Here is a 25,745-nt window from a genome sequence, read left to right on the forward strand (position 1 = left end):
GACGTTTATATGACAAAAAACGCGGCCCGAAGGCCGCGTATCAAAGAGGGAGGAATCGCTGTTATTTAGCTGTTTCGGACTCGGATTCCTGCTGCATGGAGTCGAGCTGCTCACGAGCATCCTGCTCCAGCTCTTTTGCCGCTTCAGACGCTTTCTCGCCCAACTCACGAGCACCCTCTTCTGCCTTCTGGTAGGCCTCAATTGAGTCTTGCTTAACCTGCTCGCCTACTTCTGCGGCCTTATCGACCACTTCGTCCGCCTTCTCCCGAAGACCTTCTTCGGTCTCCTTCATCACTTCACCGGCCGCCTGCAGAGTTTCACCTGCTTCTTTTTTCAGGGTATCCATTGCAGAAGGCTTGGAGGAGGACTCTTCAACCACCGGAGCCGCAGGCTGGTCCTCGGCTGCCTTCTGGTCATCACCACATCCAACCAGCAACACGGTCGATGCCAAGGCAACAGATCCCAGCATTTTATACAGGCTCATATTCATCGCTCCTTTTGAATTTCAACATGACAAGTGCTCCGCAGTATAAGGGATGGAGCTGAGCACTGTCTGAACAACCACCCATCAGATGGCCACGATCGAGAGTACGCCCAAAACCACGAAAAGGCCACAGGCCGACCAGCGAGCCAGGTTGAGAGGGATCCGTTGCATCAGCCAGTTACCGGCATAGGCAACAGGCACGTTGGCCAGCATCATGCCGATGGTCGTTCCCATGATGACCCAGAACAGACTGTCATAACGAGCGGCCAGGATGACAGTCGCCACTTGAGTCTTGTCACCGATCTCGGCGATAAAAAAGAGCACACAGGTTGCAATGAAAGCCCCGTATTTAAGAACGGCTGCGTCATCCTCGTCATCCTTGTCCGGAATCAGCACCCAGAGGCCAACGGCAATAAAGCTGAGACCAATGATCCAGGGCACCCAGTTTTCCGGAATCCACTGCACCAGCCAGGCCCCAAGCCAGGCAGAAAGGCCGTGGTTGAGGAGGGTCGCTACGAAGATGCCAAGAATGATCGCGTTGCGCTGCGCAAAGCGAGCGGTCAGGAACAACGTCAGAAGTTGGGTTTTGTCACCGATTTCGGCGATGGCGACCGCGAGGGTCGAAGGCAAGAATGCGTCCATTTAACGATTTCCGGCGGGCTTGTTGATTCCATAAGACATCACACACCGGCCCGCCAGGACAGTGCGTCATGTCTCAGGTCTCATCAATCCCAAAATGGGACGCGACTGCCATGAGCTTGAGGCTCAATTATGTTGACAGCCACTCTACCGACAGTGGTCGGACAGAAGATTACTCCCCCAAGAGCGGACGCAATAATAGCAGCAGGGTTTGTCACTGGCAAATTGCTCCCGACACTGGCCTGTCAGAATGACTCGGGTAGAATGACGGCATATCACAATGATGAAAAATGAAGGGTTTACGATGACTGCACGACTGGGAACTGTTGCTTGCCTGATGCTCAGCCTGACTTTGGCAGGATGCCAGACCATCCCTATGCCCTTTGCAAACAAGCCTCAGCCAGCGCCTGAGCCGGTTGCCCAGCCGGAAGACCCTCAGCCTCTTGCACCCGAGACCGTTGAGGTCCTGCCCGCCAGCTCTGACCTGAATTGGGAGCCCAAGCTGGATCAGCCTATCGCTCAGCTGGAGGCCCAATTGGCGCTTGAAGAGACACAGCTGGCCAAGAACCATACGCTCTCGAGTATCGCCTACCTGTGGGATGCACAGCTTTACCTGCTGTTTCAGGATACTTTGGGCTACCTGCCAGAAGAGGCACAGCGTCATGAAGTCGAGTTGCAGAACCGTTGGCTGGACCAGCGCGCCGAAGCGATGACCCGAGCCTTCCTCAATGATGAGGATGGCGAAGTTGCACGTTTTGCAGCCGGTCAGGCATTTATAAGGGAAACCCAAAAACGTATTCAGGAACTGGAGCAACTGCGCAAGTTGATCGTTGTCCAGTAACGCCCCTCGAAAAATAATGCATGAAGAGCGGGGACTGCTGTGCACACCCTGCACAGGGGGCTTGAGCCATAAGGGTTCAAGCCCTATCCACGGATAACACTCTCTTGCAGCACATTACGGTCAAATGCCTCGCTGTATCTCACCAATGAGATAACCTCACCGGTCTGATTTTGCTCTGCGTCAAACTCTTGCGCTCAAAGACGCTGCAGTCATGGAAGCAGCATGTTAAGATTTTCTGCTAATGAGAATGCTTCTAATAATCAGGTATATCCATATGAAGGCAATCCTGCTGCCGCTGACCTTCACCATCAGCCTGCTGTCTTTTGCGGTCAATGCGGGCACCCCCTTGACCGCCTCCTCGTCAGACAAGGCACAACTGGGCCAGCAACTGTTTTTTGATGTAAACCTGTCCCAAAACCGCAGCCAATCCTGCGCTTCCTGCCACTCGCCCGCCCGAGGGTTTGCTGACGACCGAGACGGTACCGAGCTGGGAGCCTCTCTGGGTGATGACGGTCACTCGCTCGGGGATCGAAATGCCCCTTCAGCCGGTTATGCCCTTTTCAGTCCCGAATTTCATCGCAAGGCCAGTGGTGAATGGGTGGGCGGCCAGTTCTGGGATGGACGTGCAGCGACTCTCGCAGACCAGGCCGGCGGCCCTCCCCTGAATCCGATTGAAATGGGCATGCCGGACAAGGCTGGCGTTATCGCCCGTCTCAAGGAAAATCCGGAATATGTCCGCCAGTTTGACGCTTTCTTTGGTGACGGTATTCTCGACAACCCCGAGCAGGGCTATATCGCCATGGCTGAAAGCCTGGCAGCCTTTGAGAGGACTGATTTCTTCGCGCCCTTCGACTCCAAATATGACCGCTTTCTGCGTGGTGAAGCCAGGCTGAGCGATCAGGAGGAACTGGGACGTCTGCTGTTCTTCTCGCAGCAATTCACCAACTGCAACCAGTGTCATCAGTTACGCAAAAGTGCCCGCGCGCGGGATGAAACCTTTACCAATTATGAATACCGCAATATCGGCACCCCGGTGAATACCGAACTGCGACTGGCCAACGGTTCAGGCGCAAATGCAATCGATCAGGGCCTGCTGAACAACCCGGTCGTAAACGATCCCGCACAGGCCGGCAAATTCAAGATACCGACCCTCCGCAACGTCGCTGTGACCGGACCTTACATGCATAACGGGGTATTCAAGGATCTACGGACCGTCGTGCTGTTCTATGACAAGTACAACAACCCGACCCGAACCCTTAACCCTGAAACAGGCAAGCCCTGGGCGAAGCCGGAAGTGGCCGACAACCTTGCACTGAACGAACTGGAAAAGGGGCCAGCACTGGACGATGAACGTGTCGATGCGCTCGTTGCCTTCCTCAAGACACTGACCGACCAGCGTTATGAGCATCTGCTCAAGTAACCCGCTCGCCTGCTGATCAAAAAACAGGTCCCGGCCAAATAAGGGGCCTGTTTCGTTACCGCCCATGACCCAACCTTGTGCTAGAATCGCGCTATTCATGTCTGCCCATGATGGCTGATCAATCCAAGCTACAGGACCTGTAACACCATGAGCCTCGCGCAATCCGTTCTGGCCGTAAACAACGACCTGCCGATCCGTACCGACCGCCCCGTTCACAGCGGCAAGGTACGTTCCGTGTACTGGCTGACCGAAGCGGACAGCCGTCGTCTGATTGAAGAAAAGGGCTATGATGTTGCCCTTGATGCGCCGCTGGCGATCATGGTGATCAGCGACCGCATTTCCGCGTTCGACTGCATCTGGCACGGTGAAGGTGGTCTCAACGGCGTACCGGGCAAAGGGGCCGCACTGAATGCGATCTCCAATCACTGGTTTGGCCTGTTCCGTGAGAAAGGCCTGGCCGACAGCCACATCGTTGATATCCCGCACCCCTTCGTCTGGATCGTACAGAAGGCCCGCCCGGTGATGATCGAGGCGATCTGTCGCCAGTACATCACCGGCTCCATGTGGCGTGCCTACAGCAAGGGCGAGCGTGAGTTCTGTGGCATCACCCTGCCGGAAGGTCTGCAGAAGGACCAAAAGCTGCCCGAACTGCTGATCACGCCGTCCACCAAGGGCATTCTGCGCGGCATCCCGGGCGTTCCTGAAGCGGATGACGTTAATATCACCCGCGCCAATATCGCCGACAACTTCGCAGCTTTCGGCTTCCGCTCGGCTGATGACATCGCTCAATACGAGAAGCTGCTCAAGGAAGGCTTTGGCGTGATCAGCGATGCTCTGGCCGAGCTGGATCAGGTCTTCGTCGACACCAAATTCGAGTTCGGCTACGTCACTGATGCTTCCGGCAACGAAAAGCTGATCTACATGGATGAAGTCGGCACACCGGATTCCTCCCGTATCTGGGACGGCCCAGCCTATCGTGATGGCAAGGTTATCGAGAAGTCGAAAGAAGGTTTCCGTCAGTTGCTGCTCAACCACTTCCCGGATCCGGACATCCTGCTCAACAAGGATCGCATGCCGGAACGTGAAGCGCTGGCCCGTGACAACGCCCTGCCGACCGAGGTTCTGATGGACGTGTCCCGCACCTATCTGGATATCGCCGAGAAGATCGTTGGCCACAGGATCGAGTTGTCGGAGAACCCGAAAGCGGAAATCATTGAGATCCTGCGCGACCAGTACGGCCTGATCGACTGATCTGTTCCACAGATGACAAGGGCCGCCTGTCCATTCGACCGGCGGCCCTTTGTATATTGGAGCTTTACACTCAGCGCGGCTTCAGCCGGTCGCAATCGGGTTTGCGTCCAGACGCTCTCGCCTGCTGATAAACTGGCATGTACTGCTCCACCTGAGCATTCAGCTGCTGAATACGGGTATTGGGAGCGGGATGCGTTGACAGCAGTTCAGGAGGCGTTGCGCCGCCCTTTTGTCCCATCTTTTGCCAAAGCGTGGTCGCCTCTCGTGGATCAAACCCTGCCTGCGCCATCAACGCTTGCCCGAGTGTATCCGCCTCGGATTCATGCTGGCGGCTGTATGGCAGCAGAATGCCATACTGCGCCCCCAAGCCCAGTGCCAGAATCGCCGCCTGCTGGGTTTTGGAGTCCACCCGGTCGGCCATGGCGATGGTGGCTGCAGCCATGCCCAACTGGGTCAGCATCTGCTGGCTCATGCGTGCATTGCCGTGCTGCGCCAGCACATGTGACACCTCGTGACCGATCACCGACGCCAACTGATGCTGGTTATCCGTCATCTTGAGCATACCGGTATAGACACCGATTTTGCCACCGGGCAGCGCAAAGGCATTGACCGCCTCATCCTTGAATACAACCAGCTCCCAGTCTTGAGGCGCATAGCCATACTCCCCGGGCACCTCCATGACGATGGCATCGGCCACACACTGAACATAACGATTCACCCGAGTATCGTCTTCGACGGAGAGCTTCTCCTTCATCTGCTCAAAGGATTGGGTCCCCATTGCGTTCATCTGTGCCGGTGAGTTGAGCAACAGCGTCTTCTGGCCAGTGGGTGATACCGCGCAACCCGCCGCAGTCATCGACAGCAAAGTGACCAAACCGATTCGTTTCAGCATACCTGCAACCATAGATTCCCCTCTCTTCCTGCCTGAGCAGGAGTGCACTCCTGTTGTTGTCGCAACAGCCGAAGATCACTATGCTTGGGCAAGCATTATCAGTGGAGTCTAATATGGCTGTTATCTTGCAGATCGATTTTACCATGCCTGCCGAGATGCTCGGTGAAAACCTGACCAACGCAGCGCGCGAACTGGCAGAGTCGATCAATCAGGAACCGGGATTCATCTCCAAGATCTGGACCGAAAATGCAGCAACCGGCGAAGCAGGCGGTATCTATCACTTTACTGACAGGGCCTCGGCGCAGGCCTATCTGGAGATGCACTCGAAACGAGTGGAAGCGATGGGTGCAGAACAGATTCGCAGCCGCATCTTCGACATTAACGAGACACTGACTGCCATCAACGCAGGTCAGACAGGAAAAGGCCAGCCCGGACACTAGTGTCCGGCTGGCCAGTCACATTAGAGGCGGTTTTCCAGTTCGGGGACCGCTTCGAACAGGTCTGCAACCAGACCGTAGTCAGCCACCTGGAAGATCGGCGCCTCCTCATCCTTGTTAATCGCCACGATCACCTTGGAGTCCTTCATACCGGCCAGATGCTGGATGGCACCCGAAATACCAACGGCGATGTAGAGTTCAGGTGCAACCATCTTGCCGGTCTGTCCCACCTGCATGTCATTGGGCACGAAGCCGGCGTCAACGGCGGCACGAGAAGCCCCCACCGCAGCGCCCAGCTTGTCTGCCACCTTGTTCAGCAACTCGAAGTTTTCACCGTTACCCATACCGCGACCACCGGAAATCACGACAGAGGCTGCGGTCAGTTCGGGACGATCCGACTTGGCCAGCTCTTCACCGACGAAGCTCACATCCGCATGCTGGTGGACAGCACCACAGGCTTCAATCACCGCGCTGCCGCCAGCCGCTTCAGCCGCGTCAAAGGCTGTGCCACGAACGGTCATCACTTTTACAGCGTCTGCGGACTTGACGGTTGCGATAGCGTTACCGGCATAGATCGGACGCTTAAAGGTATCCGCGGCTTCCACCGAAATGATGTCGGACAGCTGATTCACGCCCAGCAGTGCCGCCACACGCGGGGCGATGTTTTTACCGGTTGTTGTACCCGGTGCCAGGATGTGGCTGTAGCCGTCAGCCAGCTCTACGACCAGCTTGCTGACGTTTTCGGCCAACTGGTGTGCATAGGCCGCATTGTCAGCCAGAATCACCTTGCGAACTCCGCCAATGGTAGCTGCTGCCTCTGCAGCCCCCTGAGCATTTTCACCGGCCACCAGCAGGTCGATATCACCGCCGATCTGCTGAGCAGCGGTCACCAGATTCAAAGTAACCGGCTTCAGGGACTGGTTATCATGTTCGGTAATAATCAGAATGCTCATGCGACCACCTTTGCTTCGTTACGCAGTTTGTCCACCAACTCTTCAACAGAGCTGACCTTGATACCCGCCTGACGCTCGGCCGGCGGTTCTACGCTGACCAGTTCAACACCCGCAGCCAGCTGGGCACCCAGCTCTTCCGGGGTTTTCACATCCAGCGGTTTCTTCTTCGCTTTCATGATGTTGGGCAAAGATGCGTAACGCGGCTCATTCAGACGCAGGTCGGTGGTGACCACAGCCGGCAGTTTCAGGCTCAGGGTCTGCAGGCCGCCGTCAACTTCACGGGTGACCTTCAGGGTTTCACCCTCTACAACCACTTCGGAGGCAAAGGTCGCCTGCGGGCGATCCATCAACGCCGCCAGCATCTGACCGGTCTGGTTGTTATCGGAATCGATCGCCTGCTTGCCCAGCAGGATCAGGTCAGCGGACTCTTCCTCGGCAATCTTCTGCAGGATACGCGCGACCGACAGGGAGTCGAGCTGATCCGCCGCTTCCACCTGGATGGCGCGATCAGCGCCCAGTGCCAGTGCGGTGCGCAGTTGCTCCTGGCAGGACTTGCTGCCGATGGACACAACCACCACTTCAGAAGCGGTACCTGCTTCTTTCAGGCGCACCGCTTCTTCAACGGCGATCTCACAGAAAGGGTTCAGGGCCATTTTGACATTGGCCAGATCGACATCGGAGCGGTCAGACTTGACGCGCACCTTGACGTTGTAGTCGATCACTCGCTTGACGGCTACCAGTACTTTCATCGTTATTACCTTTTTAATCTATTCGGCTGGAAAAGGTGGCCCTTTCGGGCCTAAAGGCTCACTCAGAGAACCTGTTCCTGATTGCTCAGTCCGAGGCAACTTCTTCAGCCGCCTGCTTGCGCAGGAGAAAACGCTGGATCTTGCCACTGGAGGTTTTGGGCAGATCCGTTACAAATTCGATTTCACGCGGGAAGGCATGAGTCGACAGACGGTTACGTACATGTTGCTGCAGCTCTTCAGCCAGCTTTTCATCGGCATCAAACTGCGGGTGAACAACCACGTAGGCCTTGACGATGGCGCCACGCTTATCATCCGGCTTGCCCACGACTGCACTTTCAACCACAGCTTCGTGCTCCAGCAGGGTGCTTTCCACGTCCGCCGGGCCGATGCGGTAGCCTGCAGACGCAATAATGTCGTCATCACGTCCCGTGTAGGAGTGAGAGCCGTCACCATTGCTGATCACCACGTCACCGGTCAGGTAGTACTTGCCGTGATACGGGCTCTTCTCGCCCCAGGTGTACCCCTGGAAAAAGTACAGCGGTGAATTCTCCATGTCGATCGCCAGCTCACCGCTCTCGCCCGGACCCACTTCGTTGAAATCGGCGTCCAGCGCGACCAGACGGTAGCCCGGCAACTGGTATCCCATGCTGGCATCACGGAACTCATGATCCAGCTCGTGGAAGTTGGCCGAGGTCATGCCGGTTTCAGTCTGACCATACTGGTCACACACGAGGCAGCCAAAGGCACGCTGCACCCAGGACACGATTTCCGGGTTAAGCGGTTCGCCGGCACTGTTGGCTACACGCAGATCGATCTCCGGATAGTTCTTCAGCAGGGCATCATTGGCCTTCAGCATGCGGTATGCGGTTGGCGCAGCCGCCAGATTGGTGATCTTGTACTTGCGCAGGAACTCGAAGGTGTTGTCAGCGGTAAAGCCCGCTTCATTGAAGTGCGTCGTGCAGCCCAGCAGCAGCGGACCCACCACGGCATAGTACAGTCCGTAAGCCCAGCCCGGATCAGCCACGTTCCAGAAGTTGTCGCTGTCGCGCAGGCCGATGGCATAGCGCATGTACACATAAAATGCTGGCAGCGCCTTGGCCGGTACGGTGACGCCCTTGGACTTGCCGGTGGTGCCAGAGGTAAACATCTGCAGGAAGGGATCTTCGGCGCCGATCTTGACCGGCTCGAACTGGTCAGACTGCTGATCCAGAGTCTGATGGAACAGGAAGTCAGCGGCTCCCGCCAGCTCATGACCGTCTTCGGCGACCAGCATGGTCTTGGGCAGACCATTCACATCCGCCAGCTTGGACCACTGCTCCGGGTTGGTGATGATCAGTTTGGTATCGGCCTTCTGTACGCGATACTCGATGGCACCGGGACCAAAGGCGGTAAACATCGGCTGATAGACTGCACCGGCACGCAGAGCACCCAGTACGGCGACCATCAGTTCCGGAGTACGCGTCAGCAACGCTGAAATGCGATCGCCCTTGCCGATACCCTGAGACTTGAGGAAGTTGGCAAACTGAGCCGAGCGTTTCATCAGCTCGACAAAGGTCATTTCACCCGAAGTGCCATCTACCAGCTCATAGCGCAGGGCTACCTTGGCGGGATCATTCGCCCAACGGTCGCAGATCTCCTCACAGACGTTAAGACCTTCGTTAAAATCACCCACGAAGTTCTGTATGATCGACTCCGGCGTGAAGTCTTTGATGAAGTCGTTGTAGCTGATTTTATCCATACTGAAACCTGTTTATTTTTCTAATGGGGCTGCCATCTTCCTGACATGTGGCACGCGCAGCAGCTGGACAACGAACAAGGGAATTCCCTTATTCATCGCTTGTGATCGCAGGTTAATGCAATCGTCGGTGGCAACAGAATGACAACTTCCGACAGATAAATTGACATTTTTTGCAACTCGGATTCGTCGACTAATTCGTTGATTTAAACCCATCAAACTTCTCAGGCCCGGCAATCGCAACCATGAAAAATTTGACCTTCTCATCCCACTACGCCCGTGCCCTCCTGCACGGCCCCCGGACGCAAGGTCTAGATATCGACGCCCTGCTGGACGCCTGCCAGATCGATCATGACGTCATCAGCCAGCCCAAGGCACGAATTCGTACCGGTCAGTTCATTCACCTCTTCCGACTGATCTGGCGGGAGTTGAACGACGAGTTCATGGGCCGCACCTCCGCACCCGTCCGTATCGGTCATTTTCATTTAATGGGATCGCTGGTGGTCCACTGTGCCAATCTCGAAGAAGTGATCCGCCAGAGCATCCGCTGCTACCGGCTGTTTTCGGATGATATCGAGATTCGCCTGAATCTGGAGGGAGAGGAAGCAGAGCTGAGCCTGATCCACCACCACCCCGAACTGGACCCGGACAGCTTCCTGGCCGAGTGGCTGCTGATGGTCTGGCACCGTCTGATCGGCTGGCTGATCGGCCGCAAGATCGTGCTCAGCCGTGCTCATTTCAGCCACCCCCTGCCGGCCCATTTTGACGAGTACCGATTTATCTACCCCTGCAAATGCCACTTCGAGCAGCCTCGCAACAGTATCTTCTTCAGCAAGAACTACCTGAGCATGCCGGTCACGCGAACGCCCGCCGAGCTGGACGAGTTCATTCTCAGCTCACCACGTGACCTGCTGATCTGGACTGTGGAAGATGACAGCCTGACCACGCGAGTGCGAGGCCTGCTCGAGAGCTTCGATGAAGGTGGCCTGCCGAACCTCGACTGGGTATCCGACCAGTTGCACACGACCTCCTACACGCTGTCCCGCAAACTCAAGGCAGAAGGCACGTCCTATCAGGCAATCAAGGACAACCTGCGCCGTGACCAGGCCATCATCATGCTGACACGGCAAAACCTGAGCATCAGTGACATCTCCAGCCAACTGGGGTTTGCCGAGCCCGGCGCCTTCTCGCGCGCATTCAAGCACTGGACCGGTGTCAGCCCCCTGGCCTACCGCAAACAGGAAGCCTGAGACTCGCCTAGTACCCGCAGGGCGAGATCGACAAAACAGCGCACTTCAGGCAGGTCGGATCGACTTTTCAGCCAAACCACGTGTTCGGTAATCGCTTCGGCAGCCTCGGCGATGGGAACCACCGCGTACTCGCCCTGAGCAGGAATATCGCCCTTGAAAGCGAAGCCCACCCCAAGGCCGTGAGCCACCGCTTCGCAAATATCGGTTCTGGAATCGATCCAGATGCTGGATTTCAACGCCAAACCCTCCTGCTGGATCAGGCGATCAAGCAGCTGTTGGGTGTAGGAATAGCGGCGAGAAAAGATCAGCGACTCATCCTGGAGTTGATGCAACGACAGGCGGGATAACCCCGCCAGAGGATGCGTGCTAGGCAATATCGCGACCAGGTGATGGTCACGATAGGCAAGCCTGGAGAGTTGTCGATCATCCCAGTGCATCGGGAACAGGCCGATATCCACCTCGCGATTGGCCAGCACCTTGAAGCACTCGTCTGTCGTGGCGGTATGCAGCTTCAGCGACACCTCAGGGTACTCGCGCACAAAACGTGCGATCAGCGGCATGAATACCAGTGGCGAAGCCGTCGCCAGCCGTATCTCTTCCAGACTGGATGCACTGCCGGGCTTGATCAGCGCACGTACGTTATGGTCAAGCTCGGCAAACTGAGCCGTGATGCGGTACAGTCGCTGGCCCAGTTCCGTCAGACGCACGCCATGACTGACCCGCTCCAGCAAGGGACCCTTGAAACGCGCTTCCAGTTTACGCATCTGCGCCGTCACCGCCGGCTGGCTAACACCCAACTGTTGAGCAGCACGGGTGAAGTTGCCCGCTGAGACCACGGCATTAAAGGCGCGCACCTCCGGCAGCGAAAGGTCCGCGTCACGCATGGGCTCCAGCCTCATTCGAAACCACTGAGTTCATCTGTCCCGGACGCCGCAGTGTTGGAATGGCGCCGATCAGGGCACGGGTGTAGGGCTGCTGCGGCTGCAGGAAGATCTGCTGTACGCTGCCCTCTTCCACAAGCCGGCCATGCTGCATCACACAGACATGATCACAGAGATTGGCAACTACACTGAGATCATGGGAGATGAACAGGATGGTCAGCCCCATTTCGTCGCGCAGTGACTTGAGCAGCCCCAGAATTTCGGCCTGTATGGATACGTCCAGCGCCGCAACCGCCTCATCGGCGACGAGGAAACGCGGGTTGACCACCAGCGCACGCGCAATACTGATCCGCTGCCGCTGCCCCCCCGAAAAGGCATGCGGAAATCGACGCAGATGGCTCACTTCAATGTGGCAGCGTTTGGCCACCTCGATCACCCGCTGGTCGATTTCCTCACGATTACGGCACAGCCCCAGCGCCTGCAAGGGCTCTGCGATGATATCACGCACCGTCATGCGCGGATTCAGAGAGCTGTAGGGGTCCTGAAACACCAGCTGCGCGACTCTGGCCAGCTCTTTGCGCTTGATTTTGCGTCCCGCCCCCAGTCTGATTGGGGTTTCAAGATGGTAGTGAACTTCGCCCGCGGACACCGGTGCTGCGCCCAGCAGCGCCTTGCCCAGCGAGGTTTTACCGGACCCGCTCTCCCCGACCAGACCGATGATCTGCCCGGCCGGCAGCTCCAGATTCATCTGCGGTACTGCCTTGAAAGGCAACTGCCCCGCACCGCTGGCCGGATAGGTGATCGACAGGTCACGAATGCTGACCAGCGGCTCAGGCCGGTGCGCCGGTGACGGTGGCAGCGCTTCCAGATGCGGCAGCGCATCCAGCAAGCGACGGGTGTATTCATGCTGAGGGGCAAACAGCACACGATCACAGCTGCCGGCTTCAACCACTTCGCCCCGTTTCATCACCGTCAGGTTGTCAGCGATGCGCGAAATCACCCCAAGATCATGGGTGATAAACAGCATCGCCATGCCGAACTGCTCACGCAACTCCAGCATCAGCTCCAGCACCTGTGCCTGCACGGTGACATCCAGCGCAGTCGTCGGTTCGTCGGCGATCAGCAACCGGGGCCGAGTCGACAGCGCCATGGCGATCATCGCCCGCTGACGCATGCCCCCCGAGAGTTCAAACACATACTGGTCGAAGCGCCGCTCCGGCTCCCGGATACCCACTCGCTCGAACAGCTCGATCCCCTGCCGGCGAGCGCTGGCATAGTCCACGCCGGTATGCAGCTGGAGCGTCTCGACAATCTGATCACCGATACGAATGGCCGGTGCAAAGCTCGCCATCGGCTCCTGAAAGATCATCGATACCTGACCGCCACGGACCAGACGCAGGTCGCGGCCATGAAGCCCCATGACATCCACGGGGCGCTCGCCATCGTGCAGACGAATGCGGCTTTCGGGTGTCAGCTCGGCGTTACCGGGCAGCATGCGCATGATGCTCTTGGCCGTAATCGACTTGCCGGACCCGCTCTCACCGACGAGCCCCATCACCTCACCGGGCTGCAGGCTCAGATTGAGATTGCTTACGGCCCGGTGCACACCTTCCGGCGTGTGGAAATCGATGCCCAGATCACGAATCTCGAGCAAGGGGGCGGAAATTCTCTCGTTGATGCTCATCGCTTGCGCTCCGAATAGGGGTCGGCGGCATCCCTGAGGGCATCACCGACAAAGACAAAGGCCATGATCAGCAGCACGAACACGCCGACAGGGGCGAACTGCCACACCATGTTTTGCTGAATATCCGGGTCCTGCGCTTTCTGCAGCAACACACCCAGACTGTTGACCGGCTCGGTCAGACCGAGGCCAAGGAAGCTCAGACTGGTCTCGGCCAGGATCACGTAGGGAAAGTTGATCAGCGTATCGACAATGATGTAGCTGGAAAAACTGGGCACCAGATGACGCCAGATGATCCGGCTGCTGCTTGCACCCGACAGCTTAGCCGCCATTACATAGTCCTGATTGCGCTCGGTCAGGATATGGGTGCGCAGCCGGCGGCCCAACGCCGCAAAATCCAGCGCGCCGATCACCACCGCGATGGCAAAGTAACGCTGCACCGGCGTCAGGTCGATCTGGGAAAGGGCCACGGCACAGGCCAGATAGACCGGAATCGGCGGAATCACGCGCACCGCCTCGGTAATCGCCATCAGCACCGCATCGACCCTGCCGCCGCAATAGCCACTGACACCCCCTACCAGCAGGGAAACAAAGAGCTTCACTGCCAGCGCCACCAACGCGATGCTGATGGTGACCCAGATCGCATGCAGGGTGCGACTGAACACATCCTTGCCGTCTTCATCGGTGCCGAACAGGTGGATTTGTCCCTGATCAACGCCGAACAGGTGCAGATCGGAGCGAATATCGATGCCCAGCCACTCAATCTTGAGCAAGCTGTACTCCCAGCCTGACACGAAGAAGTGCAGATAGCGGCGCTGGTCGGTCTGTTCCACAAAACGGTTCTGGCTTGAGGCATTCAGGCTGTCACCGGAGGTGATGGCATCCAGGGCACTCAGGTCACCGCCTGCCAAGGCACTCAAGTCGAATGCCGGAGCTTCACGGGTATAGGTGTAGGTAAAAGGCCGCCACGAGCAGCCGTTCGCATCGCAAAAATGGATACTCTGGGGCGCACCGCGCCGGTAATCGGGGTTGGCGCCTTCAATGCCCGGTGCGTTGGGCGAGAAAAACGGTGCGAACAGCCCCATCAGCAGCAACACCGACAGAATGCCGCCGGCGATAACGCCGGTGGTGTTGCGCATGAAACGGGCACGGATCAGCGCGAACTGCCCGGCCGTATAGTAGGATTCATCAGGAGTCCGAGCCTTGGGCTGACCTCGCCAACGAGCAATCAATGCATTCATCTCAGTGTCCTCCTGCCTGCATGACGCTGTTGCGCACCCGTGGGTCCAGCACCGCCAGAATCACATCGGTAATGAAGTTCATGCCGATCACCACCAGCGCCACCAGAAACAGAATGCCCGCCGCCAGTTCCTGATCGTTGGTCATGGCCAGTGCTTCGATCAGCAGTGCAGCGGCATCGGTCAAGCCGATGACTACGGCCACGATCGGCAGGTCGTTGAAGATCCGCTGGAAGTCGAATCCCACCGAGTTGAACAGCGGACTGATCGAGTGGCGCACCGGGTAGCGGGACCAGAGACGGAAACCATCGATGCCTCGGGCTCGTGCGGCTTCCACATACAGCTTGTTGGATTCATCCACCACCAGCGCACGCACGGTCTGCAGCTGCAGCGCCGTTGCCGCCCAGCCGATCACCAGGATCGGCAGCCAGATATGTCCCATGAAATCGTTCAATTTGCCCCACTGGAAGCCCTGTTCGGCAAACCAGGGCTGCCCCCGCCACTCATCGGAAAACAGGCCGGTTGGCGTCGGTTCGCCGGCAAAGACATAGAGCAGGATGATGCTCAGCGCGAGCAGAAAATTGGGCAATGCCAGCCCGAGATAGCTGATCAGGCGCAATTGCAGATCCACCAGCTTGGCGATCACCAGACCGATACTGTTGCGCAGCCGGCGCAAGGGTGTGTGATGACGCTTGCGGTCAAGCCAGGGCTTGTTCAGAGACCAGGCCGACAGGATGCCGAAGGGCACAGCGATCAGATAGGCAAACAAAAGACCGGCAATACAGAAACCGAGGCTCATCCAGAAGCGATCCCCCAGTGCCATGTTGACCGACTGGCGCTTGGCGCAACTGAACCCCAGATCACCCTTAAGGGTCAGGTCGGCGACCCAACTCGCCCAGCGTACCGGCAGTGGCTGGTCCAGCCCCATGCGAGCCCGCTCGGCGTCAATCTGGGCCTGTGTAATCACCTCGCCCTGAGTGTTCTTGTACGCGATCATCTTCTCGGCACAGTCGCCCGGCAGTACTTCCATCAGGCTGAAGACGATGCCGCTGACCAGCAGCAAGGTTCCCAGAGCCAGCAGATAGCGATTGAAGATGTAATAAAACAGCTGACTGCTGCGTCCCCGCCACCAGAGTAAGGCAGCGGTCCCGCTCAGAAGCCAGAGCAGCCAGGTGTTGGTCAGGAATGCTTGCATGATGTTTTATCCGGTTGGTACGAGGCCCCGGCCTTGGGCCGGGGCTGGGGGTCTTACTCTTCCAGGAACCACTGGGTTGGCAGGTAGGGATACATGCGGTAGTAGTCGTAGGATGAGGTCTTGGGCAGTTCGAAGTTCTTCAGTTTCTTGCTGTAGTACACCGGAGACACGGCCTTGACGGTGCCGATGATGAAGAGGTCATCGACAGTCAGCTGGGCAATCTTGCGCCCCACCTCGGCAGACTCCTCGGAGCCCAGCTCAGCCCGGGTAAAGGCTTCTGCCAGCGACAGCATGTCCATGACCGTCTGCGGTGGACGGGAACCTTCCTGACCATCGGTCTGCAGGTAGCGTGCCCATTCCATGCCGGTACGCAGGTCGAAGTAGGTCCCGTAAGGCGGTGTCAGCCAGGATGGGTCGCTGGCCAGAACCGGCTGAGGACGTCCCATGGCCCAGCTCAATACGCTCAGATCGTTCGCGGTCTGAGAGCTGCGGTATTCGTCCGAGGTCACTTCCTTGATCGAAGTACGGACGCTCAGCTCACGCCAGTTGGCCGCCACGATCTCCACCACCTTGGTGGCGATCCCCTGAGTGGCATAACGGATGTCCAGCTCGAAGCGCTTGCCAGACGGCAGATCGCGCCAGCCATCCCCGTCCTGATCCTTGAGGCCAATCTTGTCCAGCAGCGCCCTGGCACGCTCGGGGTCATGTTCAATATACGCCGTTTTCTGGGCATCGGTTACAAAGGGTGCGGTATCCGGATCGAAGGCGGTGTACTGCATCGGCTTGCCCAAACCGAAGAAGGCGACCTTATTGATCTGTTCGCGGTTGATGCCCAGCGACATGGCGCGCCGGAAATCCAGTTCGTTGAAGAGGGCGCGCTTTTCCGCATCCTTGTCGGTCAGGTTGAACGCCAGCGTGGGCAGCGGCACCATTGGACGCAACGCCACTTCGTAGTTGCCCTGCTGGCGGTTTTCCAGCAGCACCGGCGCCGACGGCAGGTTCACCGCCTGAGCCTTGTAATCCACCTCGCCCGCGATCATCTTGGCGGTCTGGATATCCTCGTCACCAATATAGACCTCGTTGATCTCGTTGATGTAAGGCAACTGGTTACCGGCCGTATCCACCTGGAAGAAATAGGGATTGGCCACCAGACGGCGCCCTTCCAGTGACTCTTCGACCACGATGTGGGACTCAAGCGTGGGGGCAACCGCCGGGAAGCCGGCAGCCAGCAGACGCTTCACCTGCTCCTTGTCCTTCAGCAGCGGTGTCGGGATATCTTTCCAGTCGGACTGGCCATAGTAGAACTTGAGTGCTGCATAGCCATTGTCGAAACCAAGGGATTTCGCCAGCGTGTCCGCTTCAGGATTGATTGCCGGATGGAAGCGGCCCAGCAGGTGCTTCGGCTGGAACGGCTGGGCATAGTCGGTGGCAAACATGGCGGTCAGGCCCGGACGTGGGGCGTTGGTGGTGAAACGCACCTGAGTCGGGCTGAGGGCCTCCACCTTCATCGGCTTGCCGTCGGACAGGAAACGGTCCTTCGGTGCACCGGTGATCTCCTTATCCATGATCAAGTGGTTGTACCAGAATGCGATATCTTCGGCGGTGAACGGCTCGCCATCCGACCATTTGTGCCCTTCACGCAAGTGCAGGGTCAGTTCGGTAAAGTCGTCGTTCCACTCCCAGCTCCTGGCGACGTTGGGCACGATGGTACTCAGATCGTCACTGAAGCGCACCAGGTTCACGTGACGCACCGACAGCAGGTCGGAGGTACCGGATTCGGTTGCCTTGGAGATCCCGTCCAGCACACCGCCGTACTGACCGATACGCTCATAAGGGGCGATGATCAGGGGTTCTTTCGGCAGGCGCTGCTCCAGTGAAGGCAGCTCGGGGTTGCCAAGAATACGGCGGTTCAGCTCCGCACTGGCGGGGTTGGCACTGAAGCTCAGGCGACAGCTGTTCTGCTGCTCATAGGCAGAGCGCTCAAACAGGTGCAGAAATTCGCCACCGGCATCAGGTCCGGTTACGGCCGGGCAAGTTGCCCAGACAGGAATGGCCGTCAGTGCAGCAATGCTCAGGGTCAGGAAACGCTTGCTCATCACAGATGCTCTCTTGGTCAGTGAGTCTTGGGGGATTGGGAATCGTTGGCACGCATCCAGTGCAACACCGGCCAGCCACGCTGACGGGCCAGTGCGCTCAGTTTCGGATCGGGGTTCACCACATGGGGGCGATCCGCCCACTCCAGCAACGGCAGATCGTTACTGGAATCGCTGTAAAACAGCAGCTCTTCAGGCGTCTGTCCCAGTTCGGACAGCCAATCCTGCAGGCGCTGAACCTTGCCTTCGCGGAAACTCGGGATGCCTTTGATCTTGCCACTGAGGCAGCCTTGCGCATCGCGCTCCAGCTCGATCGCCAGCACATGTTCCACCGCCAGCGTGTCGGCCACCGGTCGCACGATAAACTCGGCGGTTGCCGAAACGATCAGGCAAAGATCGCCTGCCTCCCGGTGCTCCTGCAGGCGCTGCCTGGCCTGCGGATAATGTCGATGGACAATCTGGTTACAGACGAAGCGGTGGGTCAGCGCCTCAAGCTCATCCGGCTTCATTTGCCGGATCGGTGCCGTCATCAACCGGATATAGGCGGCCATGTCCAGGGAGCCATTGGCATAGTCCCGCATCAGCCGCGCTTCCTGCGCCAACAGTTCCACATCAGCCAGCCCCTGCTCCACCAGAAAGCGGCAGAACAGCGACGCGGAATCGCCGTCGATGAGAGTGTCATCCAGATCGAAGATCGCCAACCTCATTGCAGCGCCTCCAGCATCTCGGCCGCCACCGGCTTGCCGTGATTTTCAAGGCCCAGCAACGTGCAGACCACACCACAGACCTCAACCTGGCGCGGCATGCAAGCAGGGCTATGGGTGAAGGCATCACCGATCACCCAAAGTGGCACCTGGCGCTCTTCTGACAAGGTGCCGCCGTGGCTGCGGTCGTTGTTCATTCCATGATCCGACGTGATCAAAATCTGGTATCCCTGCTCCATCCAGCGCGGCAGGTGCTGCGACAGATAGCCATCCATGCGGCGGGCGGCGTTACGGTACTGGCTGCTGTCAAAGCCGAACTTGTGCCCGGCGTCGTCAACATTCATCGGATGGATCAACATGAAGTCCGGGTTACGGGTACTCATGAGCCAATCCGCGTCCAGCAGCAGATGTTCGTCCGGGTAATGGTCAAGGTGGTAAAAGCAGCCGAACTGGATCGGCAATTCTGGATCCTGCGTGAAGCGGTCCCGTTCGGCTTCATAGGGTGCGCGATTATAGAGTTCGCTGAACCAGTGATAGGCCGCCGCCGCGGTGGTCAGTCCGGCACGCTGCGCAAGGCTGAACACACTGCTTTGGGTAGAGAGGCGAACCTTGCGATTGTGAGTAATCCCACTTTCGATCGGTGTCGTGCCGGTCAGCAGGGTTTCATACAAGGGCCTAGACAGTGACGGCAACTCAGACTCAAGGGTATAGCGGCTCGCCAGCTTGTGGTCACACAGCGCCTGCAAATAACCCATGCAGTCCCGTGCCGTGCTGGCCGCCAGGCCATCGATGATGATCAGAATTACGGAATTTTGTGCACTCATACAGCATCCATCCGGTTCCGGCCTCAGCCGGTGGTAATTTCGGATACAGATGCTAGAAGCGCTGAATGATCAAACGATTACACCGAGAAGATAGATTTATGAAACAAAGAAAGCGGCGGTTATGTTTATAAGCCGGATTTATAGACTGCAACCATTTGGTAACAGTCAGCCGTCAGTCTGTCTTATCCCCTTCACACCCTAATAAAAGACAAATGCTTCAAGTTGTAGCACAGAGACTGATCAGGGTCATAGTCACGGAATAGTAATCTCATGATGCTCAGGCATAATTAAACAAACATTTAAGTTTTGTAGCATGTAGCGGACACATGCAGGCAGGAGGCCGGCCCCCTTGATCACCCCGAAACGCAAGTACCTGGACTTCATCGCTCAAAACACGATTCTGATAAACATTCTGCTGATCACACTGCTGTCCTGGGCATCGTTCTGGGTCTACACCTACATTACCGTTGACACCACCAAGCAGTCCGTCAATGCCCAGTTTCAGCAGCGCATTCTTGACCGCTTCGACAGTGCCCTCATCAGCATGGACCGCCGTACCGCCGAGATTGAGCATAAAGCGTCGGTGCTTGCGCGCCAGCTCAGCAACCGCCTTACGTCCATGTCCACCAGACAGCAGCTGCTTGAACAGACACTGGCAATGGCACCAGACCTGATCGGCGCAGGTCTCTATTCGGCAGAAACCAAACACTCACCCTTGCTGACCCTGCGCCCTCAGGGCAATCAGACCGATGCGAACGCTGCTCCCGAATGGCTGCAGCAGTTGCCGGAAAGCTTCAAGGTCAACCCCACTGCGGATACGGTCTGGTGGAGTCCGGTACACCGGATGTCAGGCAGTCAGGAGCCCGTCATTACACTGGTACGGCCCATCCTCTCGGAACAGGGTGTTCTGCAGGGCTTACTGGGTCTCGACTGGCAGGTAGCATCCATTCTCGAGCTGGCCAGGGACGCGGAGGCAACGCCGGGGACGCTGGTCTGGCTCACTGACAGCCGCAACCTGCAACTGGCCCCTCCCTATCAGGATCATCGTCGCGAGCGGGTTCATACCGTGATGACTCAGGCTCAGGCAACAACCCCACAGGCCATTTTTGTCAGCGACTTCGAGTATCAACCACTGAACCTGCCGGAACACCCGGTCATGCTGTACTACACGCGTGCAGAAAGCGGCCTGAAACTTTCCGTCGCCATTCCGCTGGACGAGCTGGACGCCCCCTTGGCATCCCTTCAGGAGCGCAGCAGCACCTACCTGATTGTCCTCGGCGGCGTGATGCTGCTATTGACGCTCTTTGGCCTGATTCGGTTGTTGCCTTCCTTGCGCAACATGCGCCTGTCTGACCATGACAAGCTGACCGGCCTGCCTAACCGTCTGCGTTTGTTGCAGGATCTTGAGCGTGACAGCTCAGTGAGCCTTATTCTGGTCAACATGGACCGTTTCCGTGAAGTAAACAGCCTTTTCGGGGACGAATGTGGCGACCTGATTCTCAAACAGGTGGCTCTGCGCCTGGAGTCTTTCATGTCCTCGGATGAAAACCGTGGCGGCAGACTCTACCGAGTCACCGGTGATGAATTTGCCCTCTCCCTGCCCCGCCGCCGTCCCGAACTGGTACTGCAGCAACTGGAAGCTATTCTGAACTGCGTTCGCCAGAGTCCGGTGTTCTGGCGCAACCACGAAATCGGACTGAGCGCGACAGCGGGGGCAGCCGTCCCCTGGGTTAACTCACCCAAAGAGCACAGCCTGTACATTTATGCTCGCGAAGCACTGCGCGAAGCACGCATGAAAGGGCTTCACTGCCGCGTCTTTGACGGCTCTGAGCCGCTTGAACAGGAATTCGAGCACAACCAGAAATGGGCCGGCAAACTGCGCGACGCGCTGGATGAAGAGGGACTCGTTGCCTGGTTCCAGCCGATTCTGAACAATACCACCGGCCGCATCGACAAATATGAATGCCTCGTGCGCATGCTGGACACCAACGGTGAGGTAGTCAGCCCCGGCAAGTTCCTCGGCGTCGCAAGCAAGCTTCGTCTGGAAGGCCACATCACCCGTGTCATGGTGGAAAAGTGCTTCACACGTTTTGCAGACTCGCCCATGCAGTTTTCCATCAACCTGTCGTACAGCGACCTACAGCAGGAAGAACTCACCGCTTTTATCCTGCAGCGGCTTGATGAGACCGGAGTAGGCCCTCGGGTGATTTTCGAGCTGCTGGAATCAGACCATATCGAGAACTACGATCAGGTACGGCACTTCGTCGATGAAGTGAAAAAACGTGGCTGCCGGATCGCCATCGACGACTTCGGTACCGGCTATTCCAACTTTGAGCACCTGCTGCAGCTGAAGGTGGACTTCATCAAGATCGATGGCAGCCTTATCCGTAACCTGGACAAGGACCCGAACTCACGCCGAGTGGCACGGGGTATCGTCGGTCTTGCGCGCAGCATGAAGATCGAAACGGTAGCCGAGTTCGTGCACTCGCCTGCGGTGCAGATGGAAGTATTGCGCCTGGGAATCAGTTTCTCGCAAGGCGAACTCATCGGCATGCCGGCCCCGGAGCTGTTGATCAGCGTGCCCAAGGAACTGACCCGCCTTTCCTACTCTGGCCGCAATCAGGCCCGCAGCGCAGCCCTCGGGATCTAAACGAAACACTGGGTGCCGTCCCCCCCGACGGCACCTTTTATCCCTGGTATACGACGCAGTTACGACCGCTATCCTTGGCATGATAGAGCCGCCGATCGGCTTCTTTCATCAGTGACTCAAGACTGTCAGCGGGCAGCTCGGCCACACCGCAACTGAAGGTAAAACTCAGCGCGCCCGAAGCGATTTCCACCGAGCTGTTCTCGATCTGCTCCCTGACCGCATCCAGCAATTGCGCTGCACGCTCGACCGTCAAACCCGAGAACAGGATGCAGAACTCTTCCCCTCCTGTTCTGGCCAAGACAAAGCGGGAAAACGCCTTGGCAAGAGAACTGGCGAATGACACCAGCACAAGGTCACCAATATCATGGCCGTATTCATCGTTCACCTGCTTGAAGTAGTCGATGTCGAGAATAGCCAGGCTAAGAGGCTTCTGCGTGTTCTCGGCCTTGGGAAGCAGCTTGCGTGCCTGCTCAATGAAATACCGGCGGTTATGGATGTTGGTCAGCGCATCGGTATACGCCATGCGGTGAAGCTCCTTATTGCGCTCCATCGCCTCGACCGCATGGTTAATCCGGCAGAAAAATTCTTCATGGGAAAACGGCTTGTAAAGGAAGTCATCTGCGCCGTTCTTGATGAATTTGGCCGACAAATACTTGTCATCGGCCGACGAGAGGCCAATGATGACCAGCTCAGTCTTTTCATGCTGGTGGCGCAGTTCATGAATAAGGCTGAAGCCATCCATCTCCGGCATGTTGTAGTCGGTCAGCAGGATATCGATCGAATCATCCGCCAGAATCATGTCCAGTGCCTGCTGCCCGTTTTCGGCTTCGACGATCTGGAACTGGTGCCGGCGCAGCAGTGAAACAATAAACGAGCGGGTCACCGACGAATCCTCGGCCACCATCACCTTGATGTTACGGTTTCGGTAAAGCCGGTTAATCAGGTTAACCGCATACTGATAGCTGTACAGGCCTTCTTTCTGGACATAATCCACGATCCCCTGGCAATGCAGCGCATCACGCTTGTCATTGCCGATAGAGCCCGTGAGCACAACGGTCGGAATTTTGTTTTCCAGCGTGAAATCCACCATCTCGCCATTGGGCGCATCCGGCAGATTCAAATCGACAATGGCAGCAAACCAGTCATTACGCGAGGCAATCGCCCGGCATGCCTCGGTCGCGTTGGTTGCAAAGACAACGTCAAAGGTCAGCAAGGTACGCTGGGCAATGAAACGCAGCACCTTTATCACGACCTGAGAGTCTTCAACTATTAATACCGCAGGCATGATCGTCTCCAGCAAGAAGGCAATAGTCGCCATCTTAACACGGTTTTGACAGCCAACAGCCAGTGAAAAGGTTGCTTCAAGACATGGGAAAAAAGGCCACCCGAAGGTGGCCTACTCCAATCCAAGAGCCAAAGGCAGAGATGTGCAAGTTAAGGCGTATCAGAGCAGCTCGACTGCGACGGCTGTCGCTTCACCACCACCGATACAGAGGGATGCAACCCCTTTCTTCAGGCCGCGCTGCTTAAGGGCATTAAGCAGTGTGACGAGAATGCGTGAACCGGAGGAACCGATCGGGTGGCCCAGGGCGCAGGCGCCGCCGTAGACATTCACCTTGTCGGCATCCAGACCCAGCTCGTTGATTGCCAGCAGGGAGACAACGGCGAAGGCTTCGTTGATCTCGTACAGATCCACGTCATCCTTGGTCCAGCCCGCCTTGTCGAGCACCTTCTGGATGGCACCGATCGGGGCGATGGTAAACTCAGCCGGCAGCTGGGCGTGGGTAGAATGCGCCACAATACGCGCCAGCGGCTTGAGGCCGCGCTTGTCGGCTTCGGCCTGAGTAGCCAGCACCAATGCGGAACCGCCATCGCTGATGGAACTGGAGTTGGCGGCGGTCACGGTGCCGTCTTTCTTGAACGCCGGCTTCAGCTGCGGAATCTTGTCGGGGCGGGCGTTGCCCGGCTGCTCGTCGGTATCGACAACCACATCGCCACCACGGCCCTTGACGGTGACGGGAGCAATTTCGTCCTTGAACCAGCCATTCTCGATAGCGGCCAGCGCCTTGGTCAGGGAGCCGATGGCAAACTCGTCCATCGCTTCGCGGGTGATGTTGTACTCATCAGCCGAGCGCTGCGCAAACACGCCCATCAGACCGCCTTCGTAGGCATCTTCAAGGCCGTCGAAGAACATGGAGTCGATCACCTGACCGTGGCCCATACGCATGCCTGCGCGGGCCTTGGGCAGCATGTAAGGTGCCTGGCTCATGTTTTCCATGCCACCGGCGATCATGATGTCAGCGCTGCCAGCCTTGATCTGGTCGTGCGCCTGCATGACCGCTTTCATGCCGGAGCCACACATCTTGTTGATGGTCGTTGCACCGGCAGCATCGGGGATACCGGCCTTGCGCGATGCCTGACGGGCCGGAGCCTGTCCCAGCGCACCGGGCAGTACGCAGCCCATGATTACTTCGTCGATATCGCTCGGTTGCAGACCTGCACGCTCGATGGCGGCTTCGATCGCGACTGCACCCAGATCCGGTGAACGGACATCACTGAGGGAGCCCATCATTCCGCCCATCGGCGTACGGGCCGCACCCAGAATCACAATGCTGTTGTCTGACATCTTCTTGCTCCTGTTAAGTCGTTGTTATTCGTTCAGGTTCGCTTTAGTCGCGGCCCAGGACCGAGCGGGCGATCACTTCTTTCATCACTTCCGACGTACCACCGTAAATACGCTGGACACGGGCATCGATGAATGCGCGAGATATCGGATACTCAGTGGTATACCCATAGCCACCAAACAGCTGCAGACATCCATCGGCTACGCGGCACTGCATCTCGGTCGCGGTATACTTGGCCATGGAAGCGGTCGCCGCATCCAGTTCGCCACGGGAGTACTCACTGATGCACTGGTCGATGAACGCCTTGTTGACGCGGTAGTCGGTCTCCATTTCGGCGATACGGAAACGGGTGTTCTGTAGCTGCTTCAGTTTCTGGCCAAACAGAGTACGTTCGTCAGCGTACTGGATGGTCATATCCAGCGAGCCGCGGGCCGCACCGACACCGATAGCGCCTATCACCAGACGCTCGCGGGGCAGCTCCTTCATCAGATACATGAAGCCCTTGCCCTCTTCGCCCAGCAGCGCGGACTTGGGTACGCGCAGGTTCTCGAAGAAGAGTTCCGATGTGTCACCAGAGTGCTGACCGATCTTCTCCAGATTACGGCCCTTGCTGTAACCCGGCAGCGTGGTATCGACCAGGAAGAGGCTGACACCCTTGGCACCGGCAGACGGGTCGGTCTTCGCCGCCACGATCACCATGTCGGCATGCTGGCCGTTGGTGATAAAAGTCTTGGAACCGTTGATGACGTACTCGTCACCGTCCAGTACCGCCGTGGTACGCAGGGCTGCCAGATCGCTGCCGGCACCCGGCTCGGTCATGGCGATCGCACCCACCACATCACCTGACACCATGCCCGGCAGCCAGCGGGCTTTCTGCTCGTCGTTACCAATATGGGCGATGTAAGGCGCCACGATGTCGGAATGAACCATCACGTTGGTAGCCAGGGCCCCGTAGCCCAGGCGCGCCATCTCGGTCACCAGCATTACGGAGTACTCAAATGGCACGCCGCAGCCACCATGCGCTTCAGGCGCGTCAACACACAGCAGTCCCGCCTCACCCAGCGTGCGCCAGAGTTCACGCGGAGTGATACCGTCCTGTTCCCACTGCTCATAGTGCGGGGCCACTTCACGCTCGAGGGCGCGCAGTACCATTTCACGAAAGAGTTCCAGTTCTTCGTTGTCGATAGCCACTGCATTCATCTTG

22 protein-coding genes are annotated in these 25,745 nt (G+C 57.7%); 6 read left to right on the top strand and 16 right to left on the bottom strand.

Annotated features, from left to right (window positions below; genetic code table 11):
* Positions 1 to 61: 61 nt before the first annotated feature.
* On the bottom strand, positions 62 to 484 hold the full coding sequence (locus tag LN244_RS10155; RefSeq protein ID WP_239039677.1) for a hypothetical protein: 423 nt from the start codon (positions 482 to 484) through the stop codon (positions 62 to 64).
* 84 nt (positions 485 to 568) lie between these two features.
* Complete coding sequence (locus tag LN244_RS10160) at positions 569 to 1,126, bottom strand: TMEM165/GDT1 family protein (RefSeq protein WP_239039678.1); 558 nt, start codon at positions 1,124 to 1,126, stop codon at positions 569 to 571.
* Positions 1,127 to 1,427: 301 nt separating this feature from the next.
* On the opposite strand from LN244_RS10160, the gene LN244_RS10165 reads away from it, so the two are divergent.
* The 3 genes from LN244_RS10165 (at position 1,428) to LN244_RS10175 (ending at position 4,635) form a co-directional block, all read left to right on the top strand.
* A complete protein-coding gene (locus LN244_RS10165; RefSeq protein ID WP_239039679.1) occupies positions 1,428 to 1,964 on the top strand; it encodes a hypothetical protein in 537 nt (178 codons plus the stop codon).
* Positions 1,965 to 2,238: 274 nt separating this feature from the next.
* Positions 2,239 to 3,384, top strand: a complete 1,146-nt coding sequence (locus LN244_RS10170; protein WP_408904441.1) for a cytochrome-c peroxidase — start codon at positions 2,239 to 2,241, stop codon at positions 3,382 to 3,384.
* 147 nt (positions 3,385 to 3,531) lie between these two features.
* Positions 3,532 to 4,635, top strand: a complete 1,104-nt coding sequence (locus tag LN244_RS10175; protein WP_239039680.1) for a phosphoribosylaminoimidazolesuccinocarboxamide synthase — start codon at positions 3,532 to 3,534, stop codon at positions 4,633 to 4,635.
* Between the two features lie 70 nt (positions 4,636 to 4,705).
* On the opposite strand, the gene LN244_RS10180 is transcribed toward LN244_RS10175, so the two are convergent.
* Entirely contained in the window at positions 4,706 to 5,527 is an 822-nt protein-coding gene (locus LN244_RS10180; protein WP_239039681.1) for a M48 family metallopeptidase, read from the bottom strand.
* A 113-nt stretch (positions 5,528 to 5,640) separates the two neighbouring features.
* On the opposite strand from LN244_RS10180, the gene LN244_RS10185 reads away from it, so the two are divergent.
* Positions 5,641 to 5,967: a monooxygenase gene (locus LN244_RS10185; RefSeq protein WP_239039682.1), complete on the top strand. Its 327-nt coding sequence runs from the start codon at positions 5,641 to 5,643 to the stop codon at positions 5,965 to 5,967.
* 20 nt (positions 5,968 to 5,987) lie between these two features.
* Here LN244_RS10185 and LN244_RS10190 read toward each other — a convergent pair whose 3' ends face one another.
* From LN244_RS10190 to LN244_RS10200, 3 genes are all read right to left on the bottom strand, one after another.
* On the bottom strand, positions 5,988 to 6,917 hold the full coding sequence (locus LN244_RS10190) for an electron transfer flavoprotein subunit alpha/FixB family protein (RefSeq protein ID WP_239039683.1): 930 nt from the start codon (positions 6,915 to 6,917) through the stop codon (positions 5,988 to 5,990).
* Positions 6,914 to 7,666: an electron transfer flavoprotein subunit beta/FixA family protein gene (locus LN244_RS10195; RefSeq protein WP_239039684.1), complete on the bottom strand. Its 753-nt coding sequence runs from the start codon at positions 7,664 to 7,666 to the stop codon at positions 6,914 to 6,916. The genes LN244_RS10190 and LN244_RS10195 overlap by 4 nt, the downstream gene beginning before the upstream one ends.
* Positions 7,667 to 7,751: 85 nt before the next feature.
* The gene (locus LN244_RS10200) at positions 7,752 to 9,404 is read right to left on the bottom strand and encodes an AMP-binding protein (protein WP_239039685.1); all 1,653 of its coding nucleotides are present in this window, start codon (positions 9,402 to 9,404) and stop codon (positions 7,752 to 7,754) included.
* 242 nt (positions 9,405 to 9,646) lie between these two features.
* On the opposite strand from LN244_RS10200, the gene LN244_RS10205 reads away from it, so the two are divergent.
* Positions 9,647 to 10,651 carry an AraC family transcriptional regulator gene (locus tag LN244_RS10205; protein ID WP_239039686.1) on the top strand — a complete coding sequence of 335 codons (1,005 nt, stop codon included), beginning with the start codon at positions 9,647 to 9,649 and terminating at the stop codon, positions 10,649 to 10,651.
* Here LN244_RS10205 and LN244_RS10210 read toward each other — a convergent pair.
* Genes LN244_RS10210 through LN244_RS10240 form a run of 7 tightly spaced genes read right to left on the bottom strand, consistent with a single transcriptional unit; the run spans position 10,630 to position 19,267 of the window.
* Entirely contained in the window at positions 10,630 to 11,535 is a 906-nt protein-coding gene (locus tag LN244_RS10210; protein WP_239039687.1) for a LysR family transcriptional regulator, read from the bottom strand. The two genes, LN244_RS10205 and LN244_RS10210, sit on opposite strands and share 22 nt — an antisense overlap.
* Positions 11,528 to 13,216: a dipeptide ABC transporter ATP-binding protein gene (locus tag LN244_RS10215; protein ID WP_239039688.1), complete on the bottom strand. Its 1,689-nt coding sequence runs from the start codon at positions 13,214 to 13,216 to the stop codon at positions 11,528 to 11,530. Before LN244_RS10215 ends, LN244_RS10210 begins: the two co-directional genes overlap by 8 nt.
* Positions 13,213 to 14,454, bottom strand: a complete 1,242-nt coding sequence (locus LN244_RS10220) for an ABC transporter permease (RefSeq protein WP_239039689.1) — start codon at positions 14,452 to 14,454, stop codon at positions 13,213 to 13,215. The genes LN244_RS10215 and LN244_RS10220 overlap by 4 nt, the downstream gene beginning before the upstream one ends.
* 1 nt (position 14,455) lies before the next feature.
* Positions 14,456 to 15,646: an ABC transporter permease gene (locus tag LN244_RS10225; protein ID WP_239039690.1), complete on the bottom strand. Its 1,191-nt coding sequence runs from the start codon at positions 15,644 to 15,646 to the stop codon at positions 14,456 to 14,458.
* A 53-nt stretch (positions 15,647 to 15,699) separates the two neighbouring features.
* A complete protein-coding gene (locus LN244_RS10230; protein ID WP_239039691.1) occupies positions 15,700 to 17,742 on the bottom strand; it encodes an ABC transporter substrate-binding protein in 2,043 nt (680 codons plus the stop codon).
* Positions 17,743 to 17,759: 17 nt separating this feature from the next.
* Positions 17,760 to 18,446 carry an HAD family hydrolase gene (locus tag LN244_RS10235; protein ID WP_239039692.1) on the bottom strand — a complete coding sequence of 229 codons (687 nt, stop codon included), beginning with the start codon at positions 18,444 to 18,446 and terminating at the stop codon, positions 17,760 to 17,762.
* The gene (locus tag LN244_RS10240) at positions 18,443 to 19,267 is read right to left on the bottom strand and encodes an alkaline phosphatase family protein (protein ID WP_239039693.1); all 825 of its coding nucleotides are present in this window, start codon (positions 19,265 to 19,267) and stop codon (positions 18,443 to 18,445) included. The genes LN244_RS10235 and LN244_RS10240 overlap by 4 nt, the downstream gene beginning before the upstream one ends.
* A 349-nt stretch (positions 19,268 to 19,616) precedes the next feature.
* Here LN244_RS10240 and LN244_RS10245 point away from each other — a divergent pair, with 349 nt between their 5' ends.
* A complete protein-coding gene (locus tag LN244_RS10245; protein ID WP_239039694.1) occupies positions 19,617 to 21,917 on the top strand; it encodes a bifunctional diguanylate cyclase/phosphodiesterase in 2,301 nt (766 codons plus the stop codon).
* A gap of 37 nt (positions 21,918 to 21,954) precedes the next feature.
* On the opposite strand, the gene LN244_RS10250 is transcribed toward LN244_RS10245, so the two are convergent.
* The 3 genes from LN244_RS10250 to LN244_RS10260 form a co-directional block, all read right to left on the bottom strand.
* A complete protein-coding gene (locus LN244_RS10250; protein WP_239039695.1) occupies positions 21,955 to 23,202 on the bottom strand; it encodes a GGDEF domain-containing response regulator in 1,248 nt (415 codons plus the stop codon).
* 159 nt (positions 23,203 to 23,361) lie between these two features.
* Positions 23,362 to 24,543 (bottom strand): thiolase family protein, encoded by a 1,182-nt coding sequence (locus LN244_RS10255; protein WP_239039696.1) that lies wholly within the window; start codon positions 24,541 to 24,543, stop codon positions 23,362 to 23,364.
* Positions 24,544 to 24,586: 43 nt separating this feature from the next.
* Complete coding sequence (locus LN244_RS10260) at positions 24,587 to 25,741, bottom strand: acyl-CoA dehydrogenase family protein (RefSeq protein WP_239039697.1); 1,155 nt, start codon at positions 25,739 to 25,741, stop codon at positions 24,587 to 24,589.
* Positions 25,742 to 25,745 lie beyond the last annotated feature (4 nt).

The sequence above is a fragment of the Marinobacterium sediminicola genome (assembly GCF_022343685.1).
Lineage (GTDB): Bacteria > Pseudomonadota > Gammaproteobacteria > Pseudomonadales > Balneatricaceae > Marinobacterium > Marinobacterium sediminicola.

Coding starts and splice junctions, on each gene's coding strand:
- LN244_RS10225 (WP_239039690.1), bottom strand. CDS start 15,646: ATGCAAGCATTCCTGACCAACACCTGGCTGCTCTGGCTTCTGAGCGGG.
- LN244_RS10160 (WP_239039678.1), bottom strand. CDS start 1,126: ATGGACGCATTCTTGCCTTCGACCCTCGCGGTCGCCATCGCCGAAATC.
- LN244_RS10240 (WP_239039693.1), bottom strand. CDS start 19,267: ATGAGTGCACAAAATTCCGTAATTCTGATCATCATCGATGGCCTGGCG.
- LN244_RS10165 (WP_239039679.1), top strand. CDS start 1,428: ATGACTGCACGACTGGGAACTGTTGCTTGCCTGATGCTCAGCCTGACT.
- LN244_RS10195 (WP_239039684.1), bottom strand. CDS start 7,666: ATGAAAGTACTGGTAGCCGTCAAGCGAGTGATCGACTACAACGTCAAG.
- LN244_RS10185 (WP_239039682.1), top strand. CDS start 5,641: ATGGCTGTTATCTTGCAGATCGATTTTACCATGCCTGCCGAGATGCTC.
- LN244_RS10255 (WP_239039696.1), bottom strand. CDS start 24,543: ATGTCAGACAACAGCATTGTGATTCTGGGTGCGGCCCGTACGCCGATG.
- LN244_RS10235 (WP_239039692.1), bottom strand. CDS start 18,446: ATGAGGTTGGCGATCTTCGATCTGGATGACACTCTCATCGACGGCGAT.
- LN244_RS10190 (WP_239039683.1), bottom strand. CDS start 6,917: ATGAGCATTCTGATTATTACCGAACATGATAACCAGTCCCTGAAGCCG.
- LN244_RS10215 (WP_239039688.1), bottom strand. CDS start 13,216: ATGAGCATCAACGAGAGAATTTCCGCCCCCTTGCTCGAGATTCGTGAT.
- LN244_RS10155 (WP_239039677.1), bottom strand. CDS start 484: ATGAGCCTGTATAAAATGCTGGGATCTGTTGCCTTGGCATCGACCGTG.
- LN244_RS10250 (WP_239039695.1), bottom strand. CDS start 23,202: ATGCCTGCGGTATTAATAGTTGAAGACTCTCAGGTCGTGATAAAGGTG.
- LN244_RS10175 (WP_239039680.1), top strand. CDS start 3,532: ATGAGCCTCGCGCAATCCGTTCTGGCCGTAAACAACGACCTGCCGATC.
- LN244_RS10170 (WP_408904441.1), top strand. CDS start 2,239: ATGAAGGCAATCCTGCTGCCGCTGACCTTCACCATCAGCCTGCTGTCT.
- LN244_RS10230 (WP_239039691.1), bottom strand. CDS start 17,742: ATGAGCAAGCGTTTCCTGACCCTGAGCATTGCTGCACTGACGGCCATT.
- LN244_RS10210 (WP_239039687.1), bottom strand. CDS start 11,535: ATGCGTGACGCGGACCTTTCGCTGCCGGAGGTGCGCGCCTTTAATGCC.
- LN244_RS10200 (WP_239039685.1), bottom strand. CDS start 9,404: ATGGATAAAATCAGCTACAACGACTTCATCAAAGACTTCACGCCGGAG.
- LN244_RS10220 (WP_239039689.1), bottom strand. CDS start 14,454: ATGAATGCATTGATTGCTCGTTGGCGAGGTCAGCCCAAGGCTCGGACT.
- LN244_RS10205 (WP_239039686.1), top strand. CDS start 9,647: ATGAAAAATTTGACCTTCTCATCCCACTACGCCCGTGCCCTCCTGCAC.
- LN244_RS10260 (WP_239039697.1), bottom strand. CDS start 25,741: ATGAATGCAGTGGCTATCGACAACGAAGAACTGGAACTCTTTCGTGAA.
- LN244_RS10180 (WP_239039681.1), bottom strand. CDS start 5,527: ATGCTGAAACGAATCGGTTTGGTCACTTTGCTGTCGATGACTGCGGCG.